We start from the raw sequence: 26,109 nt of genomic DNA, 5'->3' as shown, positions 1-26,109 counted from the left end.
CATCATGCGTCCCTCCCTCCTCGATCCGCTGTTTGTCCCGATCACCTCGCTTGCCGGGGTCGGGCCAAAAGTTGGCACCCTGATCGAAAAAGTCGTAGCAGCCGACCTCGGCGACCGGGACGCGCGCGCCGGGGACCTCTTGTTCGTGCTGCCGCATACTGTCATCGACCGCCGCAACCGGCCGGGCATCGCCGGTTCGGCCGAGGGCGCCATCGTTACGCTCGACGTACGCATCGACCGCCACCAGCCGCCGCCACGCGGCAACAGGTCGGTCCCGTACCGGGTCTACGCCCATGACGACACCGGCGAGATCGCGCTGACCTTCTTCCATGCCCATGCTGCCTATCTCGAAAAAGCAATGCCCGTCGGCGAGCATGTCGTCGTCTCAGGCCGCATGGAATGGTTCAACGGCCGCCCGACCATGGTTCACCCCGACCATATCGCACTTGCCGGCGACGCGGAAAGCCTGCCGCTGGTCGAGCCGGTCTATCCGCTGACCGCCGGGCTCTCGGGCAAGGTGCTGCGCCGGGCCATCGGCCAGGCGCTGGCCCGCCTGCCGGTCCTGCCCGAATGGCAGGACGGCGAGTTCCGGCGCCGCCACGCCTTTCCTGCTTTCAGCGATGCGCTCAACCGCATCCACAATCCAGCCGACCCGATCGACGTCTCCGTCGACGGCGCAGCGTGGCGGCGCCTTGCCTATGACGAGTTCTTGGCCGGCCAGGTATCGCTGGCGCTGGTGCGGGCCAAGGTCCGGCGATTATCGGGCCGGCCACTCTTCGGCGACGGCCGCATAGTCGAACAACTGCGCGTGGCACTCCCCTATTCGCTGACCATGTCGCAGGAAATGGCGCTTGCCGAAATCAACGCCGATCTCGGCGACCCCGAACGCATGCTGCGCCTTTTGCAGGGCGATGTCGGCTCCGGCAAGACGGTGGTCGCGCTGCTTGCCATGGCGCGTGCCGTCGAGGCCGGCGGCCAGGCGGCATTGATGGCACCGACCGAAATCCTGGCGCGCCAGCATCTCGCAACGATTGCGCCGTTGGCGGAACGGTCCGGCTTGCGCGTCGCCATCCTCACCGGCCGCGAAAAGGGCCGCGAGCGCGCCGACACGCTGACCGGGCTGGCCAATGGTGACATCGACATCGTTGTCGGCACCCATGCGCTGTTCCAGGAAACCGTGACGTTCCATGACCTCGTGCTCGCCGTCGTCGACGAGCAGCACCGTTTCGGCGTCCACCAGCGCCTTGCAATCACCGCCAAGGGCGATGCGCCCGACATGCTGGTGATGACTGCAACGCCGATACCGCGGACGCTGGTGCTAACTGCATTCGGCGACATGGACGTGTCGAAGCTGACGGAAAAGCCGGCCGGCCGCCAGCCGATCCGCACCGTCACCTTACCGCTTGAACGGCTCGACGAACTGATTCGACGCATGCTCGACGCCGTCGCCGATGGCCAGAAAATCTACTGGATCTGTCCGCTGGTCGAGGAATCCGAGGAGATCAAGCTGATGTCGGCCGAGGACCGTTTTGCCTCGCTGAAGCCGCTGTTCGGCGACCGCGTCGGCCTGGTGCACGGCCGCATGAAAGGCGCCGACAAAGACGAGGCGATGCGCGCCTTCAAGCAAGGCGGCACCCGTATCCTGATCGCCACCACGGTGATCGAGGTCGGCGTCGATGTGCCTGATGCGACAATCATGGTCATCGAGCATGCCGAGCGTTTTGGCCTTGCCCAGTTGCACCAATTGCGCGGCCGGGTCGGGCGTGGAGACAAGCCTTCATCCTGCGTGCTGCTCTACAAGGACCCGCTTGGCGAGACGGCAAAACGCCGTTTGTCGGTGATGCGCGAGACCGAGGACGGCTTCCGCATCGCCGAAGAGGATCTGAAGCTGCGCGGCGAAGGCGAGTTGCTCGGCACCCGCCAGTCCGGCACGCCGGGCTTCCAGGTGGCGCGCATCGAGGCGCATGCCGACCTGCTCGAGGCCGCTCGCGACGATGCGCGGCTGATCCTGTCGCGCGATCCCGAACTGCAGTCCGAACGCGGCGCTGCGCTGCGCCTGCTGCTCTATCTGTTCGGCCGTGATGAGGCCGTGCGGCTCCTGCGTGCCGGCTGAGGCATCGTGTCGAGCGGAGGATTGGCAAGCGCGGCGTGGATCTGCTCGCCGTTCACCGTCACCATTTTGACAGCTGGCGCCACCAGGCCGGCCGACACGATCAGCTTGGCTCCGTCCTCGATCGTCATGTCGAGCAGCACAATGTCGGATTTCGGCACATACATCAGAAAGCCCGTCGTCGGGTTGGGCGTACATGGCATGAATACGGCAATCAGCGGATCGCCTTCCCGGTCGAGCTTCTGGTTGATCTCGGTTTCCTTCTCGCTGGCGACGAAGACCAGCGACCAGACCCCCTTGCGCGGATATTCGACCAACCCGACCTGGCGGAACATGTCGCCCTTGTTCGACAGCACGGTCTCGAAAATCTGCTTCAGCGAACGGTAGATGCCACGCACCAGCGGCATGCGGCCAAGCAGGCGCTCGCCGAAGTTGACGATGGCGCGGCCAACGATATTGGCGGTCATAAAGCCGATGAAGGTGATGAGGATCAGGGCAACGATCAGCCCAAAACCCGGCACTGGAAACGGCAGGTAAGTGTCCGGATTGTAGCGTACCGGAATGTAGGGTTTCACCCAGGAATCGACCCAGCCGATCAGCGACCAGGCAATGTAGGCAGTAATCGCCAGCGGCGCGCAAACGACGAAGCCGGTCAGGAAATAGTTTCTCAGCCGGGTCATGCCTGAGGTCTTGAGAGCATCCGACATGGTTCACCGCAGCGTGTGTTTGCAGCGCGACACTACTGAACCCGAAGGCGCTTTGGAATGGCGAAGTTTTTAAACGAGACCTATTCCACCGTTACCGATTTCGCCAGGTTGCGAGGCTGGTCGACATCCGTGCCCATGAACACGGCGGTGAAGTAGGCGAGCATCTGGATCGGCAGCGCGTAGATGATCGGCGAGATGATTTCCGGCACGTCCGGCAAAACGATCGTCTCCATCGTCTTCACCGTGGCGTGTGCGGCGCCCTTGCTGTCGGTGATCAGGATGATCTTGCCGCCGCGTGCCGCGACCTCCTGCATGTTCGACACGGTCTTTTCGAAGATGCGGTCATGCGGCGCGATGACGATGACGGGCATGTTCTCGTCGATCAGCGCGATCGGGCCGTGCTTCAACTCGCCGGCGGCATAGCCTTCGGCGTGGATATAGGAAATTTCCTTGAGCTTCAGTGCGCCTTCCATGGCCAGCGGAAAATTGGTGTCACGGCCGAGATAAAGCACGTTCTTGTAGTGCGAGAGGTCGCGCGCGATCTTTTCGATCTGGCCGTCGAGCTTCAGCACCTGGTTGGCATAACGCGGCGCTTCCGACAGCTCGCGTATCAACGTTTTCTCCTGCTCATGCGAAATCGTTCCGCGCGCCACGCCCGCCCGCACCGCCAGCGAGGCCAGCACGGAAAGCTGACAGGTGAACGCCTTGGTCGAAGCGACGCCGATCTCCGGGCCGGCCAATGTCGGCAGGATGACGTCGGATTCGCGCGCCATGGTCGATTCGCGCACATTGACGACCGCGCCGATCTTCATGCCGGCCTTGCGGCAGTAGCGCAGCGACGCCAGCGTGTCGGCGGTCTCACCCGATTGCGAGATGAAGAAAGCGGCATCGGTCTTCGACAGCGGCATCTCGCGGTAACGGAACTCCGAGGCGACATCGATGTCGACCGGCAGCCGCGCATAGCGCTCGAACCAATATTTGCTGATCAGCCCGGCGAGATAGGCGGTGCCGCAAGCCGAAATCGCCAGCCGGTCGATCTTGGCGAAATCGAACGGCAGGTCGAGCGGCTTCGAGACGCCGCCGACGAAATCAACATAATGCGCCAGCGTGTGCGAGATCACTTCCGGCTGCTCATGGATTTCCTTTTCCATGAAATGGCGGCGGTTGCCTTTGTCGACCATGAAGCTCGTGCTGAGCGACTGTTGGCGTTTGCGGTCGACCTTGTTGCCGCCCATATCGAAGATATCGACCTCGTTGCGGCGCACCACCGCCCAGTCGCCGTCTTCCAGATAGGTGATCGAATTGGTGAACGGGGCAAGCGCGATGGCGTCGGAGCCAAGGAACATCTGGCCGTCGCCATGACCGACGGCGAGCGGCGGGCCATTGCGCGCGCCGACGATCAAATCCTCGTCGCCCTTGAACATGATCGCGAGCGCAAAGGCGCCTTCCAGCCGCTTCAGGGCCTGGTGCGCCGCCTCAACCGGCTTCAGCCCCTTGGCCAGTTCGCGCGCCACCAGATGTGCGACGACTTCGGTATCGGTCTGCGAGGCGAAGCTGTAGCCGTCGCGCATCAGCTCGTCGCGCAATTCCGCGAAATTCTCGATGATGCCGTTATGGACGATGGCGACGCCGTCGGAAAAATGCGGATGCGCATTGCTCTCGTTCGGAACGCCATGCGTGGCCCAGCGTGTGTGGCCGATGCCGATCATGCCGTCGAGCGGTTCGTCCCTCAGCCGGCGCTCGAGATTGACCAGCTTGCCCTCGGCACGACGACGGTCAAGCCTGCCGTGCTCGATCGTGGCGACGCCGGCCGAGTCATAGCCGCGATATTCGAGCCTTTTCAACGCATCGATGATAAGCGGCGCGACCGGCGAGTTACCGACAATTCCAACGATACCGCACATGGCGCTTTGCCCCCAATTCCGACCTCAAACCGGCGCTATTTAGAGACTGCCGGGTTGCCGCGAAAAATCACATTCCATTTCGTCCGGTATCAGCCGGACTATCCTGCACAGATGCACCATGACAGGGCCCACTTGCAATCAGGTTACTGCAATTGCTCAGTTTCTCCGCTTATGTATCCTATCTCGGCTCAACGGCTCCTGAAATCAGCCAAAGACACGATGCGGCCATGAACGAACGAATTGAGACGGTGACGCTTTGGCGTCCGGTTGGGCCACGCGAACTGGAGTTGATCCAGAAGTCAGGGATGCGCGCCTTTCCGCCTCGACTTGCCGATCAGCCGATCTTCTATCCGGTTACAAGCGAGGCCTATGCCACCCAGATCGCCCGGGACTGGAACGTGCCCGCGAGCGGATCAGGTTTCGTGACGCGTTTCGAGGTGCGTCGCAGCTTTCTGAACCGTTACAGCGTCCAGCATGCCGGCAGCCGGGCGCATCTGGAATACTGGATCCCGGCCGAAGACCTGTCCGCCTTCAACGATACAATCGTCGGCCAAATTGAGCTTGTCGCCGAGTTCCGTTAGGCTACCCTTTTTTGCGGGCCGCCGCGGCCGAAGCAAAACGCTCGCGCAACTCCTTGCCCTTGCCGGGCAGCGTCCGCTGGCGGGCGCGGCCGAAGGCCAATGCATCGTCGGGTACGCTTTCGGTGATGACGCTGCCCGAAGCGATGTAGCCGCCCTTGCCGATCGACACCGGCGCCACCAGCGAGGAGTTCGAGCCGATGAAGGCACCCTCGCCGATATCGGTGAAGAATTTCGAATAACCGTCATAATTGCACGTGATGGTGCCGGCGCCAATATTGGCGCCCGCGCCGATGCGGGCATCGCCGATATAGGTCAGATGGTTGACCTTGGCGCCCTCCTCGACGATCGCCTGCTTTACCTCGCAGAAATTGCCGACCTTGGCCTTGTTTCTCAAATCCGCCCCTGGTCGCAGCCGCGCGAACGGCCCGACGTCGCAATTCGACGCGATGGTGGCGCCTTCGATATGGCTGAAGGCATGGATCTTGGCGCCCGTGGCGATTTTCACGCCCGGCCCGAACCAGACATTGGGTTCGACGATCGTATCGGCACCGATCTCGGTATCGTGCGAGAAGAACACGGTTTCAGGCGCAATCAGCGTCACCCCGGAAAGCATCGCCTCGCGCCGCCGGCGCGTCTGCCAGATACCTTCCGCCTGGGCAAGCTCGGCACGGTTGTTGATGCCGAGCGCGTTCTCGAAACTGGCTTCGGTGGCGACGACATCAAGTCCCTGCGCAGCGGCGATCTCGACGATATCGGTGAGATAATACTCGCCCTTGGCGTTCTTGCTGCCGACTTCATCGAGCAGCTTCAGCGCGTGCCTGCCGGCGACCGCCATTAGCCCGCCATTGCAGAAGGTGATTTTCTTCTCCTCGTCCGAGCAGTCCTTTTCCTCGCGGATGGCCACGAGTTTGCCGGCCCTTTCGATAAGCCGGCCGTAGCCCGAAGGATTCTCTGTACGGAAGCCGACCACGACGACGGCCGCACCTTCGGCCAGCTTCAGCCGCGCCGCCGCGAGCGCTTCCGGATCAATCAACGGCGTGTCGCCAAACATCACCAAGATGTCGTCGTAACCTTTTGATATTGCTGCGCGTGCGGCAAGCACGGCGTGCGCGGTGCCGAGACGTTTTTCCTGGATGAAAGCCTCGGCCTTGGGCGCAAACTTGAGTGCTGCCTTGCGCATCTCATCGGCGCCATGGCCGATCACCAGCGCCAGATCGCCGCTGCCGGCGGCTTCGGCCGCCTTGACGACATGGGCAACCATTGGCAGGCCGGCGATTGTGTGCAGCACTTTCGGCACTGCACTCTTCATGCGCGTGCCTTCGCCAGCGGCGAGGATGATGGACAGGCAGGATCTCTGGCTCATGGGGACAGCAACCGTTGAAAGGGGTCTGGAATCGAAGCGTTAGTAGCACCGGCGCCATGCTGCACCAATGCGGTTAAATTCCGGTGAGACGGTGGAACCTCCAACCCGCGACACGCTCAAGCAGATCGGCTCAGGCGGCTTCCGCCTCGTTGCGTGGTACGAAGCTGGGGGCTCGGCCACGGCCGTATTGCCGTGGCGAACAATTCATGACCCGCTTGAAGGCTGTGCTGAAGGCGCTTTCGGATTCGTAGCCGAGCGACAGCGCGATGACGGCGACGGGATCGCTGGAATTCGTCAGCCGGTCGCCGGCCAGCAGCATTCGCCAGCGCGTCAAATAGTCCATCGGCGACGCGCCGACCGTCTCCTTGAATCTGAGCGCAAAGGTCGATCGCGACATGCCGGCCCGTTCCGCCAGCTCCTGTAACGTCCAGCCATGCGCCGGATTGTCATGCATGGCGCTGATCACCGTGCCGATCTGTTTGTCCGCGAGGGCAAAGAGCCAGCCGATGCCACCTTTCAATCCTTCCGAAAGATACAGCCGCAGCGCCTGAACCAGCATCATGTGGGCGAGGTGCTGAATCACCAGAAAGCCGCCCGGCTGCGGCTCGCGCAGCTCCTGCATCATCCGCTCCACCGACCAGCGCAGCGCCGACTGGTCCGACTCTTTGCGGATATGCACAATGGCTGGCAGCATCCGCAACAGGATGCCGGCATGATTGCCGCCAAGCGCGAAGCGGCTGCTGACCAGAAAGAAATCACCACCGCCATTGTGGGTCACGACACCGCCGGCTCGCGCAGGCGGAAAAATCCTGACGGCTTCAACAGGCGCCAAGCTGATGTCGCTTGCAAGGCGGAAAGGCCGTCCACTCGGCAGCAGGAAGGAGTCTCCCGTCTCAAGGCGCACTGCGTCAGCAACGCCCTCCACAGATAGCCAGCACCGGCCGGAGACCACCGCTCCGGTCTTGATGCTTTGCTGCTGGTCGGGGAACTGGATCGACCATTCACCACCAGCATCGAAACCAGCCGACATATAGTTTCGCGGCTTCAGCAGCGAGAGCACATCTGAAAGAGGATCCACGGGTCATTCCGGACGATTGCGAAGATAATACGGACTTTACCGCATAGATCGTATTTTCTCAAGCGCCTATCACGACACAACTGAGCCGCGGAAATGGTCGTGGTCAGAAATGAACAAGGAGAAGTCGTGATGCGTGTTTTCGTTACCGGAGCGACCGGATTCGTCGGTTCTGCCATCGTTCAAGAACTCATCGGCGCCGGCCATCGGGTGCTCGGCCTCGCCCGCTCCGAGGCATCGGCCAAGTCGCTTGCCGCCGCGGGAGCCGAGGTGCATCGAGGCGACCTGGAAGACCTCGAGAGCCTGCGCAGGGGCGCGGCAGCCGCCGATGCGGTGATCCACACCGGGTTCAACCATGACTTCTCGAAATTCGCGCAAAATTGCGAGATGGACCGGCGTGCCATCGAGGCGATGGGCGGAGCACTCGAAGGCTCCGAGCGCCCCCTGCTCGTCACCTCCGGAACCGCGCTCCAGGCGCGGGGCCGTATCGCGACAGAGGAAGATGCGCCTGTTCCCGCTTCCGCCTCGTATCCCCGCGCCTCCGAAGCGACAGCCGCCGCGCTGGCGGCACGCGGGGTGCGCGCGTCGGTTGTCCGCCTTCCACCGTCGGTCCATGGCCAGGGCGACCACGCCTTTGTTCCGATCCTCGTCGACCTTGCTCGCAAGAACGGCGTGTCGGCCTATGTCGGCGAAGGGCTCAATCGCTGGCCCGCCGTGCATCGCTTCGATGCCGCCCGCGTCTACCGGCTTGCACTCGAGCATGGAGCCGGTGGCGGGCGATATCACGCGATCGCCGAAGAAGGTGTGCCGTTCAAAGACATCGCCGGCGTGATCGGCCGGCGCCTGAACGTGCCGGTCGTCGCCAAGTCCGCGGAAGAAGCCGCCGATCATTTTGGCTGGTTCGCGATGTTCGCGGCGATGGATGTCCCGACCTCGAGCGAACGGACTCGCGCGCTGCTGGGGTGGGCGCCGAGCGGACCCGGGCTCATCGCCGATATCGACCAACCGGGCTATTTCGAAGGTTGAACGGACCATGTAGCTGCGGTGCCTTGCGCCGCAGCGGCGGCCTCGCGCTTCGGCCGGGCGACAAACCTAACCCAATTGCCCCAGCACCGGAAAATTCTCGAGCAGCCAGTAGGACACCGCCTGCACGCCGCCGGTCAGGAAAAACACGCCGGCGACCACCAACAGCGCACCGATGGCTTTTTCGACGCGGCCGAGATGGACGCGGAATTTTCCGAGAAAGCGCATGAAGGCGCCGGAAAACAGCGCAGCGATCAGAAACGGTATGCCAAGGCCGAGCGAATAGGCGGCAAGCAGCAGCGCTCCCTCGCCCACCGTCTCGCGGCCGCCGGCAAGCGTCAGGATCGGCCCCAGCACCGGGCCGATACAGGGCGTCCAGCCGAAGGCGAAGGCCAAGCCCATGACATAGGCGGCGACCAGGCTGGCCGGCTTGCCTTGTGCATGGAAGCGCGCCTCGCGTGAAAGCAAAGGGATGCGCAGTACGCCGAGGAAATTCAGCCCCATCAGGATGATCAGCACGCCGGCCGCCATTGCCAGCGGCTCCTGCCAGACCCGCAGCAGACGGCCGATGGTCGAGGCGCCGGCGCCGAGCGCGACGAAGACGGTCGAGAAGCCGAGCACGAAGGCGATGGAGGAATTAACCAGCGCGCCTCGCGCACCGGCCTTTGCCGTAATGCCGGCCTCGCCGCGGAAATCGTCGACCGACACGCCGGCCATGTAGCACAGGTAAGGCGGCACCAGCGGCAGCACGCAGGGTGACAGGAACGAAATTGCTCCCGCCCCGATCGCGCTGACATAGCCGACGTCCAATGCCATTTCCGTCTCCAGATGACTGCGCAGCCATATAGCCGCGACAACGGCCGTCCGCCAATCACCATCGCGTGGCCCCATCACTATAGCCTGGCCCCCGTCACTATCGTGTGGCAAGTCGTCGCCCTCGCCTGATCGACGGGAAAGCAGCCCGGGAAGAAAGGGCCGCCAGGCAGCGTTGATCACAACGAAGCCGCGGTTCCGCGCGCTTTTTCGAAACGATCCAGGGGAGAAGTCCATGAAAACGATCGCAATTGGCATGGCCGCGCTTTTGCTCGGCACTGCCGCATCCTTCGCCGCCGAGGCGTGGAAGGAAGCGGAGGTAGGCGGCACCAAGATCTACACCGACGCCAGCGGCATGCCGCTCTACACCTACGACAAGGACGAGGCCGGCAAGTCGAACTGCTACGACAAATGCGCCGCCAATTGGCCGCCGCTGAAAGCTGAAGCCAACGCCAAGGCCGAGGGCGAATGGACGATCGTCGACCGCACCGACGGCACCAGGATGTGGGCCTATGAAGGCAAGCCGCTCTACACGTTCATCAAGGACAAGAAGGCCGGCGATGTCACCGGCGAGGGTGTCGGCGGCGTCTGGCATATCGCCAAGGCCGACTAAGCCTTGAGCTTCTGATCCGCTGTAACAGGCGGTAACACGGCTGGTCGCTGGGAACTCGACCCAACCGCCCCGGCGGCCAGCTTTTCAGCACGCCAATTCCTTGCAACTATCCGGGCAAATGCCGGGCTACCGAATGCGCGCTTCACAGCATCTGTTCAAGCAGGGCTGGCGCGTGCTCGATGTTTCTCTTATATCCGCGGGAGAGTTCGTCCGTTCTCCAGGATCAATTGCCGGGTTTGTTCAGCGATAGGCTGGCCATTTCCCTTGTCCAGGATTGCGGAAGATCGCATGGCGCGCCGTTGGGTTGCGCATTCGGTACAGGGCCGCATTTTGACTGCTTGGCCTTGACCGGATGCAAACGCGCGGCCATGTGAGCGACACATTGAACGAGATTTCGTCGCGCGCAGCGGAATTCTTCTGCCGCATCACAACTGATATGAGACCGTATGGACGTCGTCGTCGTCGAATCGCCGGCCAAGGCGAAGACAATCAACAAGTACCTCGGCAAGAACTACAAGGTTCTGGCCTCGTTTGGTCATGTCCGCGATCTGCCGGCCAAGGATGGCTCGGTGCGTCCGGACGAGGACTTTGCCATGTCCTGGGCCGTCGACACCGCGTCTGGAAAGCGTCTCGCCGATATCGCCAAGGCGGTCAAGGACGCCGACGGGCTGATCCTAGCCACCGATCCGGACCGCGAGGGCGAAGCGATCTCCTGGCATGTCCTCGAAGTGCTGAAGCAAAAGCGCGCGTTGAAGGACAAGCCGGTCAGCCGCGTCGTCTTCAACGCCATCACCAAGGCGTCAGTGCTGGAGGCAATGGCCAATCCGCGCCAGATCGATGCGCCGCTGGTCGATGCCTATCTCGCCCGCCGCGCGCTCGACTATCTGGTCGGCTTCACGCTGTCGCCCGTGCTGTGGCGCAAGCTGCCCGGCGCCCGCTCCGCCGGCCGCGTCCAGTCGGTGGCGCTGCGTCTGGTCTGCGACCGCGAATCCGAGATCGAGCGCTTCATCCGCGAGGAATACTGGCAGGTCGCCGCTATCCTCGGCACGCCGCGCAAGGAAAATTTCGAGGCGCGGCTGACCGCCTTCGAGCGCAAGAAGCTGCAAAAGCTCGACATTTCCAACAAGGCGCAGGCAGACGACATCAAGGCGATGCTCGAAGGCGCCAGCTTCAAGGCAGTGTCGGTCGAAGCCAAGCCGACCAGGCGCAATCCCGGCCCGCCCTTCACCACCTCGACGCTGCAGCAGGCAGCCTCATCGGGTCTCGGCTTTTCGGCCAACCGCACCATGCAGGTGGCGCAGCGGCTCTATGAGGGCATGGAGATCGGCGGCGAGACAACCGGCCTGATCACCTACATGCGAACCGACGGCGTGCAGATGGCACCGGAGGCGATCTCTGCCGCACGCGATGCGATTGCCAAGGAATTCGGCCCTAAATACCTGCCTGAAAAGCCGCGCGTCTATTCCGCCAAGGCCAAGAATGCCCAGGAAGCGCACGAAGCGATCCGTCCGACCGATTTCATGCGCACGCCGGCTTCCGTCAGGCAGTATCTCGACGCCGACCAGGCGCGGCTTTACGAGATGATCTGGAAACGCGCCATCGCCAGCCAGATGCAGCCGGCCGAGATAGAGCGCACCACGGTCGAGATCGAGGCAGTCAACGGCCCGCGCACCGCCGAGCTTCGCGCTGTCGGCTCGGTTGTTCGCTTCGACGGCTTCCTTGCCGCTTACATCGAGCAGAAGGAAGAAGATTCGGAAGACGAAGAGAGCCGCCGCCTGCCCGAGATCCGTGCCGGCGAGCAGCTCACACGCGAGGCGATCAACGCCACCCAGCACACCACCGAGCCGCCGCCGCGTTATTCGGAAGCTTCGCTGATCAAGAAGCTGGAAGAGCTGGGCATCGGCCGGCCGTCGACTTATACGGCGATCCTGAAGACGCTCGAGGATCGCGATTACGTCACCATCGACAAGCGCAAGCTTGTGCCGCAGGCCAAGGGCCGGCTATTGTCGGCCTTCCTCGAAAGCTTCTTCGAGCGTTATGTCGAGTACGACTTCACCGCTTCGCTGGAGGAAAAGCTCGACGAGATTTCCGACGGCAAGCTCGCATGGAAGGACGTGCTGCGCGATTTCTGGAAGGATTTTTCCGGCGCCGTCGCCGACATCAAGGAGTTGCGCGTAACCGATGTCCTCGATGCATTGAACGAGGAACTGGCGCCGCTGGTCTTTCCCGCGCGGGAAGACGGTTCGAACCCGCGCATCTGTCCGAAATGCGGCACCGGCAACCTGTCGCTGAAGCTCGGCAAGTTCGGCGCCTTCGTTGGCTGTTCGAACTATCCCGAATGCTCCTTCACCCGCCAGCTCGGCGACGCCGCCAATCCCAATGGCGAGAACGGCGGTGGCGAAGACGGCACCAAGGTGCTCGGCAAGGACCCCTATACCGCCGAGGAGATCACGCTGCGCAATGGCCGGTTCGGCCCCTATATCCAGCGCGGCGACGGCAAGGATGCCAAGCGCTCCAGCCTGCCCAAGGGCTGGACTGTCGATTCGATCGATCATGAAAAGGCGCTCGCCTTGTTGTCGCTGCCGCGCGACGTCGGCAAGCATCCGGAATCCGGCAAGATGATTTCGGCCGGGCTGGGGCGCTACGGGCCGTTCGTGCTGCATGACGGCACCTACGCCAATCTCGACAGCATCGACGACGTGTTCTCAATCGGCCTCAATCGCGCCGTCTCGGTGATCGCCGAGAAGCAATTGAAGGGTAAAGGCGGCCGCAATGGCGGCACAGCCGCTGCGCTCAAGGAACTTGGCGAGCATCCTGCCGGCGGCGGCCAGATCGTCGTGCGCGACGGCAAATACGGGCCTTATGTGAATTTCGGCAAGGTCAATGCGACGCTGCCGAAGGGCAAGGATCCGCAATCGGTGACGATCGAGGATGCGGTTGCGCTCATTGCGGAAAAGGAAGCCAAGGGCGGCAATGGCGCCAGGAAGCCCTTCCGCAAAGCGGCTGCGCCTGCCAAGAAACCGGCTGCGGCCAAAAAACCGGCGGCCAGGAAAAAGGGATAGGACGGGTTGGCGCGCAAAGTCTCCGGAAGAAGCCACGGCGATCTGCGCACCGCCGATACCCGTGCCAAGGTCAGGGACAATTACCGGCCTTCACGCGACGAGATACTGCGTTACATCGCCGAAAATCCGGACCGCGCCGGAAAACGCGACATCGCCAAGGCGTTTGCGCTGCGCGGCGAAGACCGTATCTGGCTGAAGGACGTCTTGCGCGACCTGCAGGATGAAGGCCTGCTGACCAAGGAGCGCAAGCGGCTTGCCCGTGTCGGCGCCCTGCCCCACGTCGCGGTGCTCGACATCTTCGGCCGTGACGCCGACGGTGTGCTGCTGGCGCACCCGACCGAAGCCGTGGGCAATGGCGAACCTCCGGTCATAGCGATCCGCGTGTCGCGCGGCGGCAATGGCCCGACGCCGGGCATCGGCGACCGCGTGCTGGCCAAGACCTTTCCGACCGACGATCCGGCAGGCCCGGCCTATACCGGCCGGGTGATGAAGATATTCGAGAAGCGCACCGATGCGGTTCTCGGCGTTTTCCGTGTGCTGAAGGACGGCACGTTCCGCATCGAGCCGGTGGAAAGGCGCCAGCCGGAGCTGGTCGTCGACAAGGAATTCCAGAACGGCGCCAAGAACGGCGACCTGGTCGAGGTCGAGCCGGCGCGGGCCTCCCGCTACGGCCTGCCGAGAGCCAAGGTTCTGGCGGTGTTGGGGTCGCTGACCAGCGAAAAGGCGGTCTCGATGATCGCCATCCACGCACACGACATTCCGCATATTTTTCCCGCCGACGTCATCGCCGAGGCGGAGGCGGTCAAGCCAGCGACGTTTGCCGGCCGCGAGGATTGGCGCGAGCTGCCACTGCTCACCATCGATCCGGCCGACGCCAAGGATCATGACGACGCGGTGTTCGCCATGCCCGACACCGACGAGAAGAACGCCGGCGGCGTGGTTGTCACCGTCGCCATTGCCGATGTCGCTGCATACGTGCGCTATGGCACGGCGCTCGATCGCGAAGCGCTGAAGCGCGGCAATTCAGTCTATTTCCCCGATCGCGTCGTGCCGATGCTGCCGGAGCGCATCTCGAACGACCTCTGTTCACTGCGCCAGGGCCAGGATCGTCCGGCGATAGCGGTGCGTATGACTTTCTCGGCCGATGGCCACAAACTCAGACATTCCTTCCATCGCGTCATGATGAAGTCGGCGGCGAAACTCGCCTATCAGCAGGCGCAAGCGGCGATCGACGGCGCACCGGACGACACGACTGGCCCGATCCTCGATGCGGTGCTGAAGCCGCTATGGGACGCCTACGCGATCCTGAAGCGCGGCCGCGACACGCGCCAGCCGCTCGAACTCGATCTGCCCGAGCGCAAGATCCTTCTCAAGCAGGACGGCACCGTCGACAAGGTCGTCGTGCCGGAGCGGCTCGACGCGCACAAACTGATCGAAGAGTTCATGATCCAGGCCAATGTCGCCGCCGCCGAGACGCTGGAGGCGAAGCGGCAGGCGCTGGTTTACCGCATCCACGATGCGCCTTCGCTCGCCAAGCAGGAATCGCTGCGTGAATTCCTGCAGACGCTCGGCCTGTCGCTGGCGCGCGGTGCACAGATGCGGCCGAACCAGTTTAACGGCATCCTCGCTCGCGTGCGCGGCGCCGACAATGAGGGGCTGGTCAACGAAGTGGTGCTGCGCTCGCAGAGCCAGGCCGAATATTCGCCCGCCAATATCGGCCATTTCGGCCTCAATCTTAAGCGCTACGCGCATTTCACCTCGCCGATCCGCCGCTATGCCGACCTGATCGTGCATCGTGGGCTGATTGCCGCACTCGGCCTTGGTCCGGGCGGACTGGCGAAGGACGAGGCGGAACGGCTGGAAGAGGTCTCGGCGCTGATCTCGGCGACCGAGCGGCGCGCGATGGCCGCCGAGCGCGACACAGTCGACCGGCTGATCGCCGCCTATCTCGCCGAGCGCATCGACGACCGTTTCGACGCCCGTATCTCGGGCGTCACCAAATCGGGCCTGTTTGTCCAATTGCCGCAGTATGGCGCGGATGGCTTCATTCCGGTTTCAACCCTGGGCGGCGACTACTATATATACGACGAAACTGCTCGATCGCTTTTCGGAGAACGCACCGGCAAGGGCTATCAGCTTGCTGATCGCGTCGAGGTTCGCCTGATCGAGGTGGCGCCGATGGCCGGCGCGATGCGTTTCGAGATGCTGACCGAGCCAAAGCCGCTGCCCGGCTCCAAACGGTCGTTCCACAAGGCCAAAGGCCGCGCCCGGGCGTCGCAATCGCGTCCAGGCTCGCGCGGCAGGAGACGGTAATGCCAACAGAACTGCACGTGGAAGAACGGGTTTTCGGCGGCGAACATCACTCGGGCCGGACCGCCCGGCCGCTTTGGACGGCAATGAAGCGCGGCATGCTCGGCCGCTGCCCGCATTGCGGCGAGGGCAAGCTGTTTCGCGCCTTCGTCAAGACCGTCGACAAATGCGATCATTGCGGCGAGGAGCTACACCACCATCGCGCCGACGACCTGCCGGCCTATCTTGTGGTGGTCATTGTCGGCCACATCGTGCTCGGTGCCTTCATGGGCGTCGAGGCGACCTCGACGCTGTCGACCTGGCAGCACATCGCCATCTGGGTGCCATTGACCATCATTCTCGCCGTCGTCCTGCTGCAGCCGGTCAAGGGCGCTGTCATCGGCCTGCAATGGGCGTTTTATATGCACGGCTTTGGCGGTGAAGAAGATCTGATCGAGTCGCATCCCGAGGCTTGAAACCGAGGCTGGCGCAAATCGGCATGGCTGGACGCCACTTCCGCATCGGCGAAGATTCCGCTAGGTCGAGCGCATGGACGTTATGACCAAGGCGGAAATCGACAAGCTTGAGCGGATCGCGCTCGATGCCAAGCCTATACGCCCGCGCGACGCCGCGACGCTGATCCTGCTCGACCGCAAGGGCGACGAGTTCCTGGTGCTGATGGGCCGGCGCCACGCCCGTCATGCCTTCATGCCGGGAAAATTCGTGTTTCCGGGCGGCCGCACCGATCCGGCCGACAGCCGCATCCCCGTAGCCAGCGCACTTCATCCCGAGGACGAAGCGAGGTTGACCGCGGGCAGCGGCCGCACCAGCCCTGCCCGCGCCCGCGCCATTGCTCTGTCGGCGATCCGCGAAACCTATGAGGAGGCCGGCCTGCTGATCGGCCAAAAAGGCGCCTTCGCGAGCGCCAAGCGCGACTGGCAGGGCTTTGTCGAGCACGGCGTCATGCCGTCGCTGCAAGCGCTGCGCTTCATCGCCCGCGCCATCACACCGCCCAATCGGGTGCGCCGCTTCGATACGCGCTTTCTCGCCGCGTGGCGCGACGACGTCGCCGTAGAGCTGCCGGATGGCGGTCCGACCAACGAGTTGGAGGACGTCGTTTGGCTGCCGCTGGCCAAGGCCAGGCAAGCCGATATTCCAGACATCACGCGCACGATCCTGGAGGAGCTGGAAACGCGGCTCGCCCGGGATCCGCTGCTGCGCCCCGGCGGTCCGGTGCCGTTCTACCGGCTTGTCCGCAATCGCTTCGTCCGCGAAATTCTCTAGAGCAGCCAGGCATTTCATGACAGTGGATACCCAGCGAGAGGTCGAGGAACGCGTACACTGGCTGCCGATGGTCGCGGCGATCTCGTCGATCAGCGTCGTCGGCATTGCCATCGGCCTCGGCATGCCACTGCTCAGCGTGATCCTGGAAACGCGTGGCCACTCCGCGTCGATGATCGGTCTCAACACCGCGGTCGCCGGCCTCGCCTCGATCGCCGGCGCGCCGCTCGCCACCCCGCTCGCCATGCGGTTCGGGGTCGCCTGGACGATGCTTGCCATGATTGCGGCCGGGGCGCTGGCCTTTGTCGGTTTCCATTTCGCACCAGCCTTCTGGATGTGGTTTCCGTTGCGCGTGCTGCTGCATATCGCGCTGACGGTGCTGTTCATCCTGTCGGAATTCTGGATCAGCACCTCGGCGCCGCCACACCGTCGCGGGCTGGTGCTCGGCATCTATGCCACCGTGCTGTCTCTCGGCTTTGCCGCCGGGCCTTGGCTGTTCGCCCATCTCGGCAGCAGTGGTTTTCTCCCCTTCGGCGTCACCATCGCGCTGGTTACGCTCGCTGCCATACCGGTCTTGGCGGCACGCAACGAGAGCCCGACGATCATCTCGGACGGCGAAACCAGCAATTTCCTGCGTTACATCTGGCTGGTGCCGACGGCGACTGCCGCCGTGCTGGTGTTCGGCGCGGTCGAGACCGGCGGCTTTGCCCTGTTCCCGGTCTACGGCAACCGCATCGGCTACTCCGAGGCGGACGCAGCCCTGTTGCTCACCATGATCGGCCTCGGCAACGTGCTGTTGCAAATCCCCATCGGCATGATCAGCGACCGCGTCAGCGACCGCCGCTATCTGCTGATGGCCTGTGCCACTGTCGGGCTTGCCGGCACGGTCTTCATGCCGTTCTTCGCGCAGAACTGGCATTTGATGGCAGCGCTTCTGTTCGTCTGGGGCGGTGTGGTCGCTGCCATGTACACTATCGGTCTGGCGCATCTCGGCTCGCAGCTTTCCGGCCACGAACTGGCCTCCGCCAACGCCGCCTTCGTTCTCTGCTACGGCGTCGGCATGGTGCTTGGCCCGCAGGCAATCGGCATCGGCATGGACGCTTTCGGGCCGTCGGGCTTCGGCTGGGCGCTCGGCCTGTTCTTCGCCTGCTATATCGTGCTGGTCGGCACCAGGCTGCTCCGCAAAATCCTCTGAGTCGGCCCCGCTACCGACATCGCTCCCACTGCTGACCAACTACTGACACAACCATGTCAGGAGGGCTCGAGTATATGCTCCCTCAAAGTGCGTAAGCAGGGAGACCTCGGATGATCGACAGTGGCTTTGAAACGAAATCGCTGCGGATGGAATTGCTGCTGCTGGTGACCTTTCAGGCACCGGCAGCCGATGTCGACCGCATTATGGGGGCGGTCGTCGCGATCGCACCGCTCAGAATGGGCAAATATGACAGCAATGCCTTTCAGTCGGCGGACGGCATCGAACGCTACCGGCCACTTGAAGGTGCCGCCGCCGGCGCCGAAACGGAATTACGCAGGCGGCCGGGCACTGTCGAGGTGTCGTTCGAACTGCCTGACGACCAGAAGCTCGCCGCTCGCGTCGTCGAAGCGATTTACCAGGTTCACAGCTATCAGGAGCCGGTGATCCGCATCCAGCCACTGCTTGCCAGCCGCTCCAAGGGTCTCGACGACCGCGCCAACCCGAACCGCTGGTGGAACACGACCGGAGATTGGAAGAAGGCGATGCGGCCGGAAACCGTCGCGGCGGAGTGACCGGAACCTGATCGTATCTCGGTTTGAATTTTGGCTGTCAGGAAGGCTGCCAATGAATGATGAAGCAAACCGCAAATCGGCAAGCGATCCCCAGGATCTGGCGCGGCTATTGGTTTTTCGCGAGCAAGCGGGAGACGCGGAAGGAATGGCTGCTCTTTACGAACCCGGTGCCACCCTCGATACCGGCAACGGACAGTTGGCCTGCGGCAGAGACGCCATCCGCCGATTTTACGCCAAGTTGGTGGCAGCGGGACGAAAGTTTGATCTCGGAGATCAGCGTCCGGCTATCGTCAACGGAGATTTGGCGCTCACGTCCACGCGCCTTGCCGATGGCACCGTGACTGCGGAAATCGCTCGCCGGCAAAGTGACGGGAACTGGCTTTGGGTGATCGATCAGCCGTCCATCGCTCGATACTCATAGCCAGCATTCAAACTGAGACGCACCCGGAGCCTGCTTAGGACGGCCGGAGGCACACAGGAGCCTCCCGCGGCCGTCGGCAGCCAATCAAGTTGTCGGGTTTTGGTAGCACATCAATTGTCCGCTTCATCCCCAGCCTCCATCGGCTAGCAACAAACCCGGACAACTCTAATCCGGACAACTCATCTGCTCACGACACAGAACTTGGACAAGGGTTGACTTTCCGGGCGCGTTCTTTATGTGTCGCGGCAAGTTTCCCGCGTCCGGGTGTTTCCCCGTGCTCCAGCGGCCAAAACTCCACGAACATTAACGGACGAACATCATGGCCAAAGCCGCAAACATCAAGATCAAGCTTCTGTCGACCGCCGACACCGGTTTCTTCTACGTGACCAGCAAGAACAGCCGCACCAAGACGGACAAGCTGTCGTTCCGCAAATACGATCCGGTCGCCAAGAAGCACGTCGAATTCAAGGAAACCAAGATCAAGTAATCGGGTTTTCTCTCGCAGTACCGAATCGCCGCCCTCCGGGCGGCGTTTTTCGTTTCGGGAATACAGGACTAGCCGATGCGACCGCCGCTAGCCGGATCGAACAGATGCAGCGATGCCGGGTCGGCCGACAGGCGCACGGCCTCACCCGGTTTCACACTGGCCCGACCCATGGCGAAGACGCAGACCTGCTGGCCGGCAAGCCTGGTATAGAACTGGGTCGACAGGCCGAGCGGCTCCACCACGCCCACCTCTCCTTTCAGCGCGCCATTGTCGGCAAGCCGGATATGCTCCGGCCGTAAGCCGACGGTGATCGCATCGCCATCCCTGAGCGGCAAGTCGTCCGGCAGCCGCAGCTTCTGGCCGTCGGCCAGCACGGCATCCGACTTGGCGCCCTTTTCAACGACGGCAGGCAGAAAATTCATGCCGGGCGAGCCGATGAAACCGGCGACGAACATGTTGACCGGCCGGTCATACAGATCGAGCGGCGCGCCAACCTGCTGGACGAGGCCGTCATGCATGACGACGATACGGTCGGCCATTGTCATCGCTTCGATCTGGTCATGGGTGACATAGACCGAAGTGGTCTTCAATTGCTGGTGCAGCGCCTTGATCTCGGCGCGCATGTGGACGCGCAGCTTGGCGTCGAGGTTGGAAAGCGGCTCGTCGAAGAGAAAGACCTTCGGGTCGCGCACGATGGCCCGGCCCATGGCGACGCGCTGACGCTGGCCGCCGGACAATTGCCGCGGCAAGCGTTGCAGAAGCGTATCGAGCCCAAGCCGCTTGGCGGCACCGTCCACCCTTGCATCGATCGCTGGCTTGCCGGCCTTCCTCAGCATCAGGCTGAAACCCATGTTCTTCGACACATCCATGTGCGGATAGAGCGCGTAGGACTGGAATACCATGGCAATGTCGCGGTCCTTTGGCGCGATGTCGTTGACCAGGCGCTCGCCAATATGGATTTCGCCGTCGGAGACCTCCTCCAGCCCGGCGATCATGCGCAGCAGGGTCGATTTCCCACAGCCGGACGGGCCGACCAGGACGACGAACTCGCCGTCGGCGATTTCGAGATCGACCGCGTGCAGGACGCGCACGGCTCCATAGTCTTTGCGGACTTTGTCGAGTGTGACGGAGGCCATCGATCTATCCCTTGACGGCACCGGCGGTAAGGCCGGTGACGAGGTAGCGTTGCAGGAAGGCAAAAAAGACGCAGACCGGGATCAGCGCCAGGATGGAAGCCGCCATCATCTGTCCCCAGTCGACCGCGAATTTGCCGATATAGGTGAGCAAGCCGACCGCGAAAGTCTTCTGGTCGTCACTGGAAATCAGCATCAGCGCAAACAGCAACTCGCTCCACGCGGCGGTAAAGACGAAACCGAGCGTCGCCCCCATGCCGGGCAGCGTCAGCGGCACGATCACCTTGCGCATCGCCTGCAGGCGCGTGCAGCCGTCGATCATCGCCGCTTCTTCCAGGTCTCGCGGGATGCCGTCGAAGAAGGATTGCATCAGGAAGGTCGCGAAGGCCGTATTGAAGGCGGTGTAGATGATGACGAGGCCGGTCAGGCTGTTGATGAGGCCGATCTGCCCCATGATGCGGTAGATCGGCGGAATGACCATCACCAGCGGAAAAGTCTGGGTGAGCAAAAGCAGGATGGCCAAGGTCGCCTTGCCGCGGAAGGAAAAACGCGACATGGCGTAGCCGGCAAGCGTGGCAATGACCGTTACGAAGGCTGCCGTCGACACCGAAACGATCACGCTGTTCAGGAAGTAGCGCGGGAAATCGGTGGCTTCGAGCACGGTGATGAAGTTCTGCAGCGTCGTTTGTGACGGCCAGAAAGTGATGCCTTCGGAATAGAGCAGCCGCTCGGGTGTGACCGAGATCTTCAGCGTCCAGAAGATCGGGAACAGCGCGAAGGCCATATAGGCACCGATGGCGCCGTAAAGGCCGATGCCGCCGAGAATGCGCGAGGAGACGGAGCGTCCGGCAATCATCAGACGTGCCTTACCAGCGAACGGCGGATGCCGATCAGCGCAACCGCATAGACGATGAGCAGCACGAGTAACAGCACCGCCACAGCGGAGGCATAGCCCTTGTCCAGCGACTTGAACGCGCTGACATAGATATAGACCGGCACCGTGGCCGTCGACCCGGCAGGCCCGCCTTCGGTCATGACGAAGATCAGGTCGGCGAAGGTGGCGATCCATATCGTGCGCAGCATGACGGTAATGACGATGGTCGGCGCCAGGAACGGCAGCGTCACCTTGGTGAAGCGCTGCCACGGCGAGGCGCCGTCGATCGCCGCCGCCTCATGCAATTCCGACGGGATCGACTTCAGCGCCGCCAAAAGCGTGATGGCAAAAAAGGGAATGCCGAACCAGACATTGGCGACGATCGGCCCCCACATGGCGGTCGACGGATCGGAGAGCACGTTGGTAGGCTCGGCTTTCAGCCCCAATGCGTAGAGCCAATGCGGCAGCGGCCCGATGATCGGATTGAACAGCCAGGCCCAGGTCAGGCCGGAGAGGAAGGACGGCACCGCCCAGGGCAGGAAGACTACGGCCTGTACGATCTTTCTGCCCCGGAACGGTGTGTCGAGCAGCAGCGCCAGGCCAAGTCCCAGGAAGAATTGGAAGAACAGGCTGGCTGCCGTCCACCACAGCGTGTTGACGAGCGCCTGCCCGAGCACGGGATCCGACAGCATCGCCTGATACTGCCCAAGCCCAACATATTCGGATTTGAAAGCGGAGAATTTGCGGAACGAGTAACCGATACCGATAACCAGCGGCACCAGCAGCACGACGACCAGCAGCACGATCGCCGGGCTGAGATAGAGCCAGGGCTCGATCGCGGCATGGGATAGCCGATTCTTTCGCGGCCTGCCGGCGGATCGTATTTCGGACACGGCGTAGGTCATTGGTGCCGGATTGTCTCCTGGAGCAAGCATGGACTGGCGACAGCGCCTTCCCCGTTTACGGGGAGATGCCGGCAGGCAGATGAGAAGCAGCGCGAGCCAAGTCGGGTTGGCGCCGCCCCTCATCCGTCACTTCGTGACACCTTTTCCCCGTGAACGGGGAGAAGGGAGAAAAGCTATTTCTTGTTCTTGGCCATCCAGCCCTGCTGTTCCTTGGTCAGGAACTTGGCCCATTCGTCGGCCACGTCCTTGGCCGCCTTCTGGCCAAGCAGCACTTCCTGAAAATTCTTGATCGCCACCTGGTCGACGAAATTGCCGAGATTTTCCAGATGCGTCGGCGGCGTCACCATCTCGTATTTGTCGCCGTTGTTCAGTTCCTCGAACCAGCCTTTGAACTGCTCGGTCCTGAAGTGGGCGTCCTGGTCGGCGCCGTTGTGGATCGGAATGACGCCGACTTCCTTTGCCCACTCCAGATTGTCCTTGGGCGACAACAGCGTCGCCATCAGCTTCCACGCATCGTCCTTGTGCTGGGAATTGGCGAACATCGCCCAGCCGGCATAACCGAGCGTCGGATAGGATTTGCCGCTCGGCCCGACCGGCATCGGCGCCACGGCGAAGTCGTCGGCGCTCATCTTATCGGCGATGCCGAGGAGCGCGTCAGGATCCTGGTTCAGCATGGCGCAGGTGCCGCTGTAGAAGCCGGTGACGGTCTCGTTAAAACCCCAGCTCACCGCATCTTTCGGCGCCAGGCCGTTCTTGTACATGTCGGCAAGCATCTGCAGGCCCTTGACCGATCCTTCTTCGTTGATGGTCGAGGTGCCGTCCTCGTTGAAATAGCCGCCCTTGCCGGCGGCAATGTTCATGAACATGTGCATGCCGTTGAAGGCGCCCGGGCCGCCGCGCAGGCAATAGCCATATTTGCCCGGTATCGCCGAGATCTTCTTGGAGTCTTCGACGAATTCATCGAGCGTCGCCGGCGGACCGTCCAGGCCGGCCTCCTTGAACAGCTTCTTGTTCCAGAACAGCGCGTTCAGGTAATAGCCGTAAGGGATCATGTACTGCTTGTTGTCGACCGTCGAGCCGAACTGCTTGGCACGCTCGCCCAGCGTTTTGGCATCGTCCCATTTGGCCATGTATGGCCCGAGATCCTCGAGCTGGCCGTTGGTCGCATAGAGACCCATCCAGCGTTCCGGCATCTCGACGATGTCGGGCGTGTCGCCGGCCTGCACCATGGTGAGGAACTTCTCGAACGCCTGGCCCCAGGGCAGCGACACCAGCTCGACCTTGACACCCGGATTGGCCGTCTCGAACTCGGCGATCTGCTTCTTGAGGAATTCGGTACGCGGCGGACTGGTGATGACCTCGACCATCTTGATCGTGGAATCGGCCAGCACGCTGCCGGCGGAAATCGCCAGACCCGCGACGGCACCAAGAAGGATGCTCAGTTTCTTCATGTTCAGCACTCCCATTTTGAACGGCTCCTTTTATCTTTTTGCTCTGTCGAAGGCCTGGGCGACATCCGCCCACAGGTCTTCGACACTCTCCAATCCGACACTGAAGCGGATGGTTCGCGGGCTGACGCCGAAGCGCGCCATCGAATTCAGGCCCGGCGTCTGCTCGAGCGAGGCCTTTGCCGGAACGACCAGGCTCTCATGGCCGCCCCAACTGACGCCGATGCGAAAGAGTTTCAGCGCATCGACGAAAGCCGGGATGTCAACGTCTTCCGTCACCTCGAATGAGAACAGCCCGGCATAGCCGGCAAGCGTCGCCTTGCCTGGATGGTTGGAATAGGCCGGGTGGTTGACCCGCTCGACATTGCAATGCGCCTTCAGCCGTTCGGCGATGGTCAGCCCGCTCTTCATGTGATGCGGCAACCGCAGCGGCAATGTGCGCAGGCCACGCAGCAACAGCCAGGCCTCGAAAGGCGAAAGTTTGCCGCCAAGATAGGAATAGGTCTGCTCGTTGATGTGTCGAATATGGGCCGCCGAACCGGCCACCACACCGGCGACGGTATCGCTGTGGCCGCCGAGATATTTCGAAGCCGAATGCAGCACCAGGTCGACACCGTGCGAAATCGGCTTCTGGAACACCGGGGTCGCCCAGGAATTGTCGATCGAGGTGACGATGCCCTGCTCTTTGGCCAGCCGTGCCAGATGCGTTATGTCCTGAAGCTCGAACATCATCGACGTCGGGCTTTCCAGGTAGAGCAGCTTGGCGCCAGGAAGTGCTGCCGCGACCGCGTCCGGATCGGAACCGTCGACATAGTCCACCTTGATGTTGAGCCGCGGCAACAGCCGTTCGAACAGCCTATAGGCATCGCCGTAGCAATTGCGCACGACAACCATGCGCTCACCGGCACCGACGAAAGCAAGCACCGTGGCGCTGATCGCTGCCATGCCGCTGGAAAAGCCGCGCGCGGCCTCCGCGCCTTCGAGAGCGGCGACACGCGCCTCGAACTCCATGACTGTCGGGTTGTCGCCGCGCGAATAGATCGGCTGGCGTCGCCTGCCGGCGAATGTGTCGGCCATCTCGGAATAGTTGGCGAAGGTGAAGAGCGAGGTCTGGTAGATCGGCGGTACCACCGCACCGCCGGGGAAAGGCTCGTCATGGGCGAGAAGCGTCGCCGCCTCGGCGAGATAGTCGTTTTCGAAACCGGCGGAATGGTCGCTCATTTCTCGCCTGAAAGTTTGAGTTTGGCCGCACCGCGCTTCAGATCGTCCTCGACGGTGGCGATCAGCTTGAGCGCCTCGGCCCGGGCTCCCTCCGGATCGTGCGCGGCGATGCGTTCGTAGATCGTACGGTGGTAAGGAAAGCTGGCGTGGCCGAAATCACGCACGCCAAGCGGATGCTCCCAGAAACGATGGAACAGTTCGTGCATGGCGGCGATGATCTGCTCGAACAGCGGATTGCCGGACGTGCGATAGATCGACTGGTGGAATTCCCAATCTTCCTCCGCCGACATGCCGGCGCGCGCGTGGAAGGCCTGCTCCATAATGTCGAGCTTACGCGCGATCTCGGCGATCTCGGCCTGGCCCGCGCGAACGGCGCACAGGGCGGCGGCTTCCGCTTCCAGTGCCCGGCGGATTTCCAGCGTCTGCATCAGGCTGGTGAAATCATTGCCGCCGGCCAGCGTCAGCGGCATGTGCAGCATGTCCAGCGAGACCACTCCCTTGAGATAGGTGCCGCTGCCTTGCCGCCGTTCGACCAGGCCGAGCCCTTCCCAGCGCGTCAGCGCCTCGCGCACGGTGTTGCGGCTCACCTTGAGGCGCTCGGCAAGGATGCGTTCGGTCGGCAGTCTCTGGCCGGGCCCGAGGGCTTCGCGCATCACAAAGCCGGCCAGCGCCTTGAGCACCGCGTCGTCGCGAGCAGTTGCCTGTATGGGGGAAAGGCCGAATTCGGTCATGCCAACGGGTCACAAATGGCTCAATGGTCCAACCAATTTCGGCATAGAAGACAGGCCCTGTCAATCGGCTGCAGGCACATTCGCACCCGCCCCCAGTGTGCGGATCAAGGGGCGGTCTATCTGCCACAACAAAAAAGCAAACGTTTTCCGCATATTGGCGCAGAATCCTGATGTGTTTTGAAAATTGGGGGCCGGCCGGCGTTTGGCAGCGGTACGAGGAGGCCACTATGTGCCAGCGCCGGCCGGCCGACCCCACGGACCCAGGAGATGCGGCGGACCTGAGCATCATGGGGTATTCTTC

General features: G+C 62.7%; 23 protein-coding genes. 12 read left to right on the top strand and 11 right to left on the bottom strand.

What is annotated here, in order from left to right:
• Window positions 1–4: 4 nt before the first annotated feature.
• On the top strand, window positions 5–2,113 hold the full coding sequence (gene recG / locus RQ479_RS04875; protein WP_376704298.1) for an ATP-dependent DNA helicase RecG: 2,109 nt from the start codon (window positions 5–7) through the stop codon (window positions 2,111–2,113).
• On the opposite strand, the gene RQ479_RS04870 is transcribed toward recG, so the two are convergent.
• Window positions 2,065–2,817, bottom strand: coding sequence for a DUF502 domain-containing protein (locus RQ479_RS04870; protein ID WP_292657831.1), 753 nt, complete (start codon window positions 2,815–2,817; stop codon window positions 2,065–2,067). The two genes, recG and RQ479_RS04870, sit on opposite strands and share 49 nt — an antisense overlap.
• Window positions 2,818–2,897: 80 nt before the next feature.
• Complete coding sequence (gene glmS / locus RQ479_RS04865) at window positions 2,898–4,721, bottom strand: glutamine--fructose-6-phosphate transaminase (isomerizing) (RefSeq protein WP_376704297.1); 1,824 nt, start codon at window positions 4,719–4,721, stop codon at window positions 2,898–2,900.
• Between the two features lie 227 nt (window positions 4,722–4,948).
• Between glmS and RQ479_RS04860 the strand changes: the two genes are divergently transcribed.
• The gene (locus tag RQ479_RS04860) at window positions 4,949–5,302 is read left to right on the top strand and encodes an ADP-ribosylation/crystallin J1 (RefSeq protein WP_376704296.1); all 354 of its coding nucleotides are present in this window, start codon (window positions 4,949–4,951) and stop codon (window positions 5,300–5,302) included.
• A gap of 1 nt (window position 5,303) precedes the next feature.
• On the opposite strand, the gene glmU is transcribed toward RQ479_RS04860, so the two are convergent.
• Complete coding sequence (glmU, locus tag RQ479_RS04855) at window positions 5,304–6,665, bottom strand: bifunctional UDP-N-acetylglucosamine diphosphorylase/glucosamine-1-phosphate N-acetyltransferase GlmU (protein ID WP_376704295.1); 1,362 nt, start codon at window positions 6,663–6,665, stop codon at window positions 5,304–5,306.
• 130 nt (window positions 6,666–6,795) lie between these two features.
• Window positions 6,796–7,743, bottom strand: a complete 948-nt coding sequence (locus RQ479_RS04850) for an AraC family transcriptional regulator (protein WP_376704294.1) — start codon at window positions 7,741–7,743, stop codon at window positions 6,796–6,798.
• A 129-nt stretch (window positions 7,744–7,872) separates the two neighbouring features.
• On the opposite strand from RQ479_RS04850, the gene RQ479_RS04845 reads away from it, so the two are divergent.
• Window positions 7,873–8,766, top strand: a complete 894-nt coding sequence (locus RQ479_RS04845) for an SDR family oxidoreductase (protein ID WP_376704293.1) — start codon at window positions 7,873–7,875, stop codon at window positions 8,764–8,766.
• Window positions 8,767–8,832: 66 nt separating this feature from the next.
• Here the strand turns inward: RQ479_RS04845 and RQ479_RS04840 are convergent, their stop codons facing one another.
• The gene (locus RQ479_RS04840) at window positions 8,833–9,579 is read right to left on the bottom strand and encodes a cytochrome c biogenesis CcdA family protein (protein WP_376704292.1); all 747 of its coding nucleotides are present in this window, start codon (window positions 9,577–9,579) and stop codon (window positions 8,833–8,835) included.
• Window positions 9,580–9,811: 232 nt separating this feature from the next.
• Here RQ479_RS04840 and RQ479_RS04835 point away from each other — a divergent pair, with 232 nt between their 5' ends.
• The 9 genes from RQ479_RS04835 (at window position 9,812) to rpmG (ending at window position 19,496) form a co-directional block, all read left to right on the top strand.
• Window positions 9,812–10,189 carry a hypothetical protein gene (locus RQ479_RS04835; RefSeq protein WP_376704291.1) on the top strand — a complete coding sequence of 126 codons (378 nt, stop codon included), beginning with the start codon at window positions 9,812–9,814 and terminating at the stop codon, window positions 10,187–10,189.
• A gap of 446 nt (window positions 10,190–10,635) precedes the next feature.
• Window positions 10,636–13,251, top strand: coding sequence for a type I DNA topoisomerase (topA, locus tag RQ479_RS04830; protein ID WP_376704290.1), 2,616 nt, complete (start codon window positions 10,636–10,638; stop codon window positions 13,249–13,251).
• A 6-nt stretch (window positions 13,252–13,257) separates the two neighbouring features.
• Window positions 13,258–15,564 (top strand): ribonuclease R, encoded by a 2,307-nt coding sequence (gene rnr / locus RQ479_RS04825; RefSeq protein WP_376704289.1) that lies wholly within the window; start codon window positions 13,258–13,260, stop codon window positions 15,562–15,564.
• Window positions 15,564–16,016 carry a DUF983 domain-containing protein gene (locus tag RQ479_RS04820; RefSeq protein ID WP_376704288.1) on the top strand — a complete coding sequence of 151 codons (453 nt, stop codon included), beginning with the start codon at window positions 15,564–15,566 and terminating at the stop codon, window positions 16,014–16,016. The genes rnr and RQ479_RS04820 overlap by 1 nt, the downstream gene beginning before the upstream one ends.
• Window positions 16,017–16,089: 73 nt before the next feature.
• Window positions 16,090–16,824, top strand: coding sequence for an NUDIX hydrolase (locus RQ479_RS04815; RefSeq protein WP_376704287.1), 735 nt, complete (start codon window positions 16,090–16,092; stop codon window positions 16,822–16,824).
• Window positions 16,825–16,840: 16 nt separating this feature from the next.
• Window positions 16,841–18,016 (top strand): MFS transporter, encoded by a 1,176-nt coding sequence (locus tag RQ479_RS04810; protein ID WP_292657806.1) that lies wholly within the window; start codon window positions 16,841–16,843, stop codon window positions 18,014–18,016.
• A gap of 110 nt (window positions 18,017–18,126) precedes the next feature.
• Window positions 18,127–18,588, top strand: a complete 462-nt coding sequence (locus tag RQ479_RS04805; protein WP_376704286.1) for a hypothetical protein — start codon at window positions 18,127–18,129, stop codon at window positions 18,586–18,588.
• 52 nt (window positions 18,589–18,640) lie between these two features.
• Entirely contained in the window at window positions 18,641–19,009 is a 369-nt protein-coding gene (locus tag RQ479_RS04800; RefSeq protein ID WP_376704285.1) for a YybH family protein, read from the top strand.
• Between the two features lie 319 nt (window positions 19,010–19,328).
• Window positions 19,329–19,496: a 50S ribosomal protein L33 gene (rpmG, locus tag RQ479_RS04795; protein WP_006201775.1), complete on the top strand. Its 168-nt coding sequence runs from the start codon at window positions 19,329–19,331 to the stop codon at window positions 19,494–19,496.
• A 68-nt stretch (window positions 19,497–19,564) separates the two neighbouring features.
• Here the strand turns inward: rpmG and RQ479_RS04790 are convergent, their stop codons facing one another.
• From RQ479_RS04790 to RQ479_RS04765, 6 genes are all read right to left on the bottom strand, one after another.
• On the bottom strand, window positions 19,565–20,632 hold the full coding sequence (locus RQ479_RS04790) for an ABC transporter ATP-binding protein (protein ID WP_376704284.1): 1,068 nt from the start codon (window positions 20,630–20,632) through the stop codon (window positions 19,565–19,567).
• A 4-nt stretch (window positions 20,633–20,636) separates the two neighbouring features.
• On the bottom strand, window positions 20,637–21,485 hold the full coding sequence (locus RQ479_RS04785; RefSeq protein WP_352466363.1) for a carbohydrate ABC transporter permease: 849 nt from the start codon (window positions 21,483–21,485) through the stop codon (window positions 20,637–20,639).
• Window positions 21,485–22,408, bottom strand: a complete 924-nt coding sequence (locus tag RQ479_RS04780) for a carbohydrate ABC transporter permease (RefSeq protein WP_376704283.1) — start codon at window positions 22,406–22,408, stop codon at window positions 21,485–21,487. Before RQ479_RS04780 ends, RQ479_RS04785 begins: the two co-directional genes overlap by 1 nt.
• 173 nt (window positions 22,409–22,581) lie before the next feature.
• Window positions 22,582–23,859 (bottom strand): ABC transporter substrate-binding protein, encoded by a 1,278-nt coding sequence (locus tag RQ479_RS04775; protein ID WP_376704282.1) that lies wholly within the window; start codon window positions 23,857–23,859, stop codon window positions 22,582–22,584.
• Between the two features lie 30 nt (window positions 23,860–23,889).
• Window positions 23,890–25,077, bottom strand: coding sequence for a PLP-dependent transferase (locus RQ479_RS04770; RefSeq protein WP_376704281.1), 1,188 nt, complete (start codon window positions 25,075–25,077; stop codon window positions 23,890–23,892).
• Window positions 25,074–25,808: a FadR/GntR family transcriptional regulator gene (locus RQ479_RS04765; protein WP_352466359.1), complete on the bottom strand. Its 735-nt coding sequence runs from the start codon at window positions 25,806–25,808 to the stop codon at window positions 25,074–25,076. Before RQ479_RS04765 ends, RQ479_RS04770 begins: the two co-directional genes overlap by 4 nt.
• Between the last annotated feature and the right edge of the window lie 301 nt (window positions 25,809–26,109).

It is taken from the genome of Mesorhizobium sp. ISC25 (assembly GCF_042295465.1).
Lineage (GTDB): Bacteria > Pseudomonadota > Alphaproteobacteria > Rhizobiales > Rhizobiaceae > Mesorhizobium.
The sequence above is the reverse complement of the archived record's forward strand: the minus strand, read 5'-3'. Positions and strand labels throughout refer to the sequence as shown.

What these genes read in the sequence shown, in the direction of transcription:
- recG (WP_376704298.1), top strand. Translation starts at nt 5, where the DNA reads ATGCGTCCCTCCCTCCTCGATCCGCTGTTTGTCCCGATCACCTCGCTT.
- RQ479_RS04870 (WP_292657831.1), bottom strand. Translation starts at nt 2,817, where the DNA reads ATGTCGGATGCTCTCAAGACCTCAGGCATGACCCGGCTGAGAAACTAT.
- glmS (WP_376704297.1), bottom strand. Translation starts at nt 4,721, where the DNA reads ATGTGCGGTATCGTTGGAATTGTCGGTAACTCGCCGGTCGCGCCGCTT.
- RQ479_RS04860 (WP_376704296.1), top strand. Translation starts at nt 4,949, where the DNA reads ATGAACGAACGAATTGAGACGGTGACGCTTTGGCGTCCGGTTGGGCCA.
- glmU (WP_376704295.1), bottom strand. Translation starts at nt 6,665, where the DNA reads ATGAGCCAGAGATCCTGCCTGTCCATCATCCTCGCCGCTGGCGAAGGC.
- RQ479_RS04845 (WP_376704293.1), top strand. Translation starts at nt 7,873, where the DNA reads ATGCGTGTTTTCGTTACCGGAGCGACCGGATTCGTCGGTTCTGCCATC.
- RQ479_RS04840 (WP_376704292.1), bottom strand. Translation starts at nt 9,579, where the DNA reads ATGGCATTGGACGTCGGCTATGTCAGCGCGATCGGGGCGGGAGCAATT.
- RQ479_RS04835 (WP_376704291.1), top strand. Translation starts at nt 9,812, where the DNA reads ATGAAAACGATCGCAATTGGCATGGCCGCGCTTTTGCTCGGCACTGCC.
- topA (WP_376704290.1), top strand. Translation starts at nt 10,636, where the DNA reads ATGGACGTCGTCGTCGTCGAATCGCCGGCCAAGGCGAAGACAATCAAC.
- RQ479_RS04820 (WP_376704288.1), top strand. Translation starts at nt 15,564, where the DNA reads ATGCCAACAGAACTGCACGTGGAAGAACGGGTTTTCGGCGGCGAACAT.
- RQ479_RS04815 (WP_376704287.1), top strand. Translation starts at nt 16,090, where the DNA reads ATGGACGTTATGACCAAGGCGGAAATCGACAAGCTTGAGCGGATCGCG.
- RQ479_RS04810 (WP_292657806.1), top strand. Translation starts at nt 16,841, where the DNA reads ATGACAGTGGATACCCAGCGAGAGGTCGAGGAACGCGTACACTGGCTG.
- RQ479_RS04805 (WP_376704286.1), top strand. Translation starts at nt 18,127, where the DNA reads ATGATCGACAGTGGCTTTGAAACGAAATCGCTGCGGATGGAATTGCTG.
- RQ479_RS04800 (WP_376704285.1), top strand. Translation starts at nt 18,641, where the DNA reads ATGAATGATGAAGCAAACCGCAAATCGGCAAGCGATCCCCAGGATCTG.
- rpmG (WP_006201775.1), top strand. Translation starts at nt 19,329, where the DNA reads ATGGCCAAAGCCGCAAACATCAAGATCAAGCTTCTGTCGACCGCCGAC.
- RQ479_RS04790 (WP_376704284.1), bottom strand. Translation starts at nt 20,632, where the DNA reads ATGGCCTCCGTCACACTCGACAAAGTCCGCAAAGACTATGGAGCCGTG.
- RQ479_RS04785 (WP_352466363.1), bottom strand. Translation starts at nt 21,485, where the DNA reads ATGATTGCCGGACGCTCCGTCTCCTCGCGCATTCTCGGCGGCATCGGC.
- RQ479_RS04780 (WP_376704283.1), bottom strand. Translation starts at nt 22,408, where the DNA reads ATGACCTACGCCGTGTCCGAAATACGATCCGCCGGCAGGCCGCGAAAG.
- RQ479_RS04775 (WP_376704282.1), bottom strand. Translation starts at nt 23,859, where the DNA reads ATGAAGAAACTGAGCATCCTTCTTGGTGCCGTCGCGGGTCTGGCGATT.
- RQ479_RS04770 (WP_376704281.1), bottom strand. Translation starts at nt 25,077, where the DNA reads ATGAGCGACCATTCCGCCGGTTTCGAAAACGACTATCTCGCCGAGGCG.
- RQ479_RS04765 (WP_352466359.1), bottom strand. Translation starts at nt 25,808, where the DNA reads ATGACCGAATTCGGCCTTTCCCCCATACAGGCAACTGCTCGCGACGAC.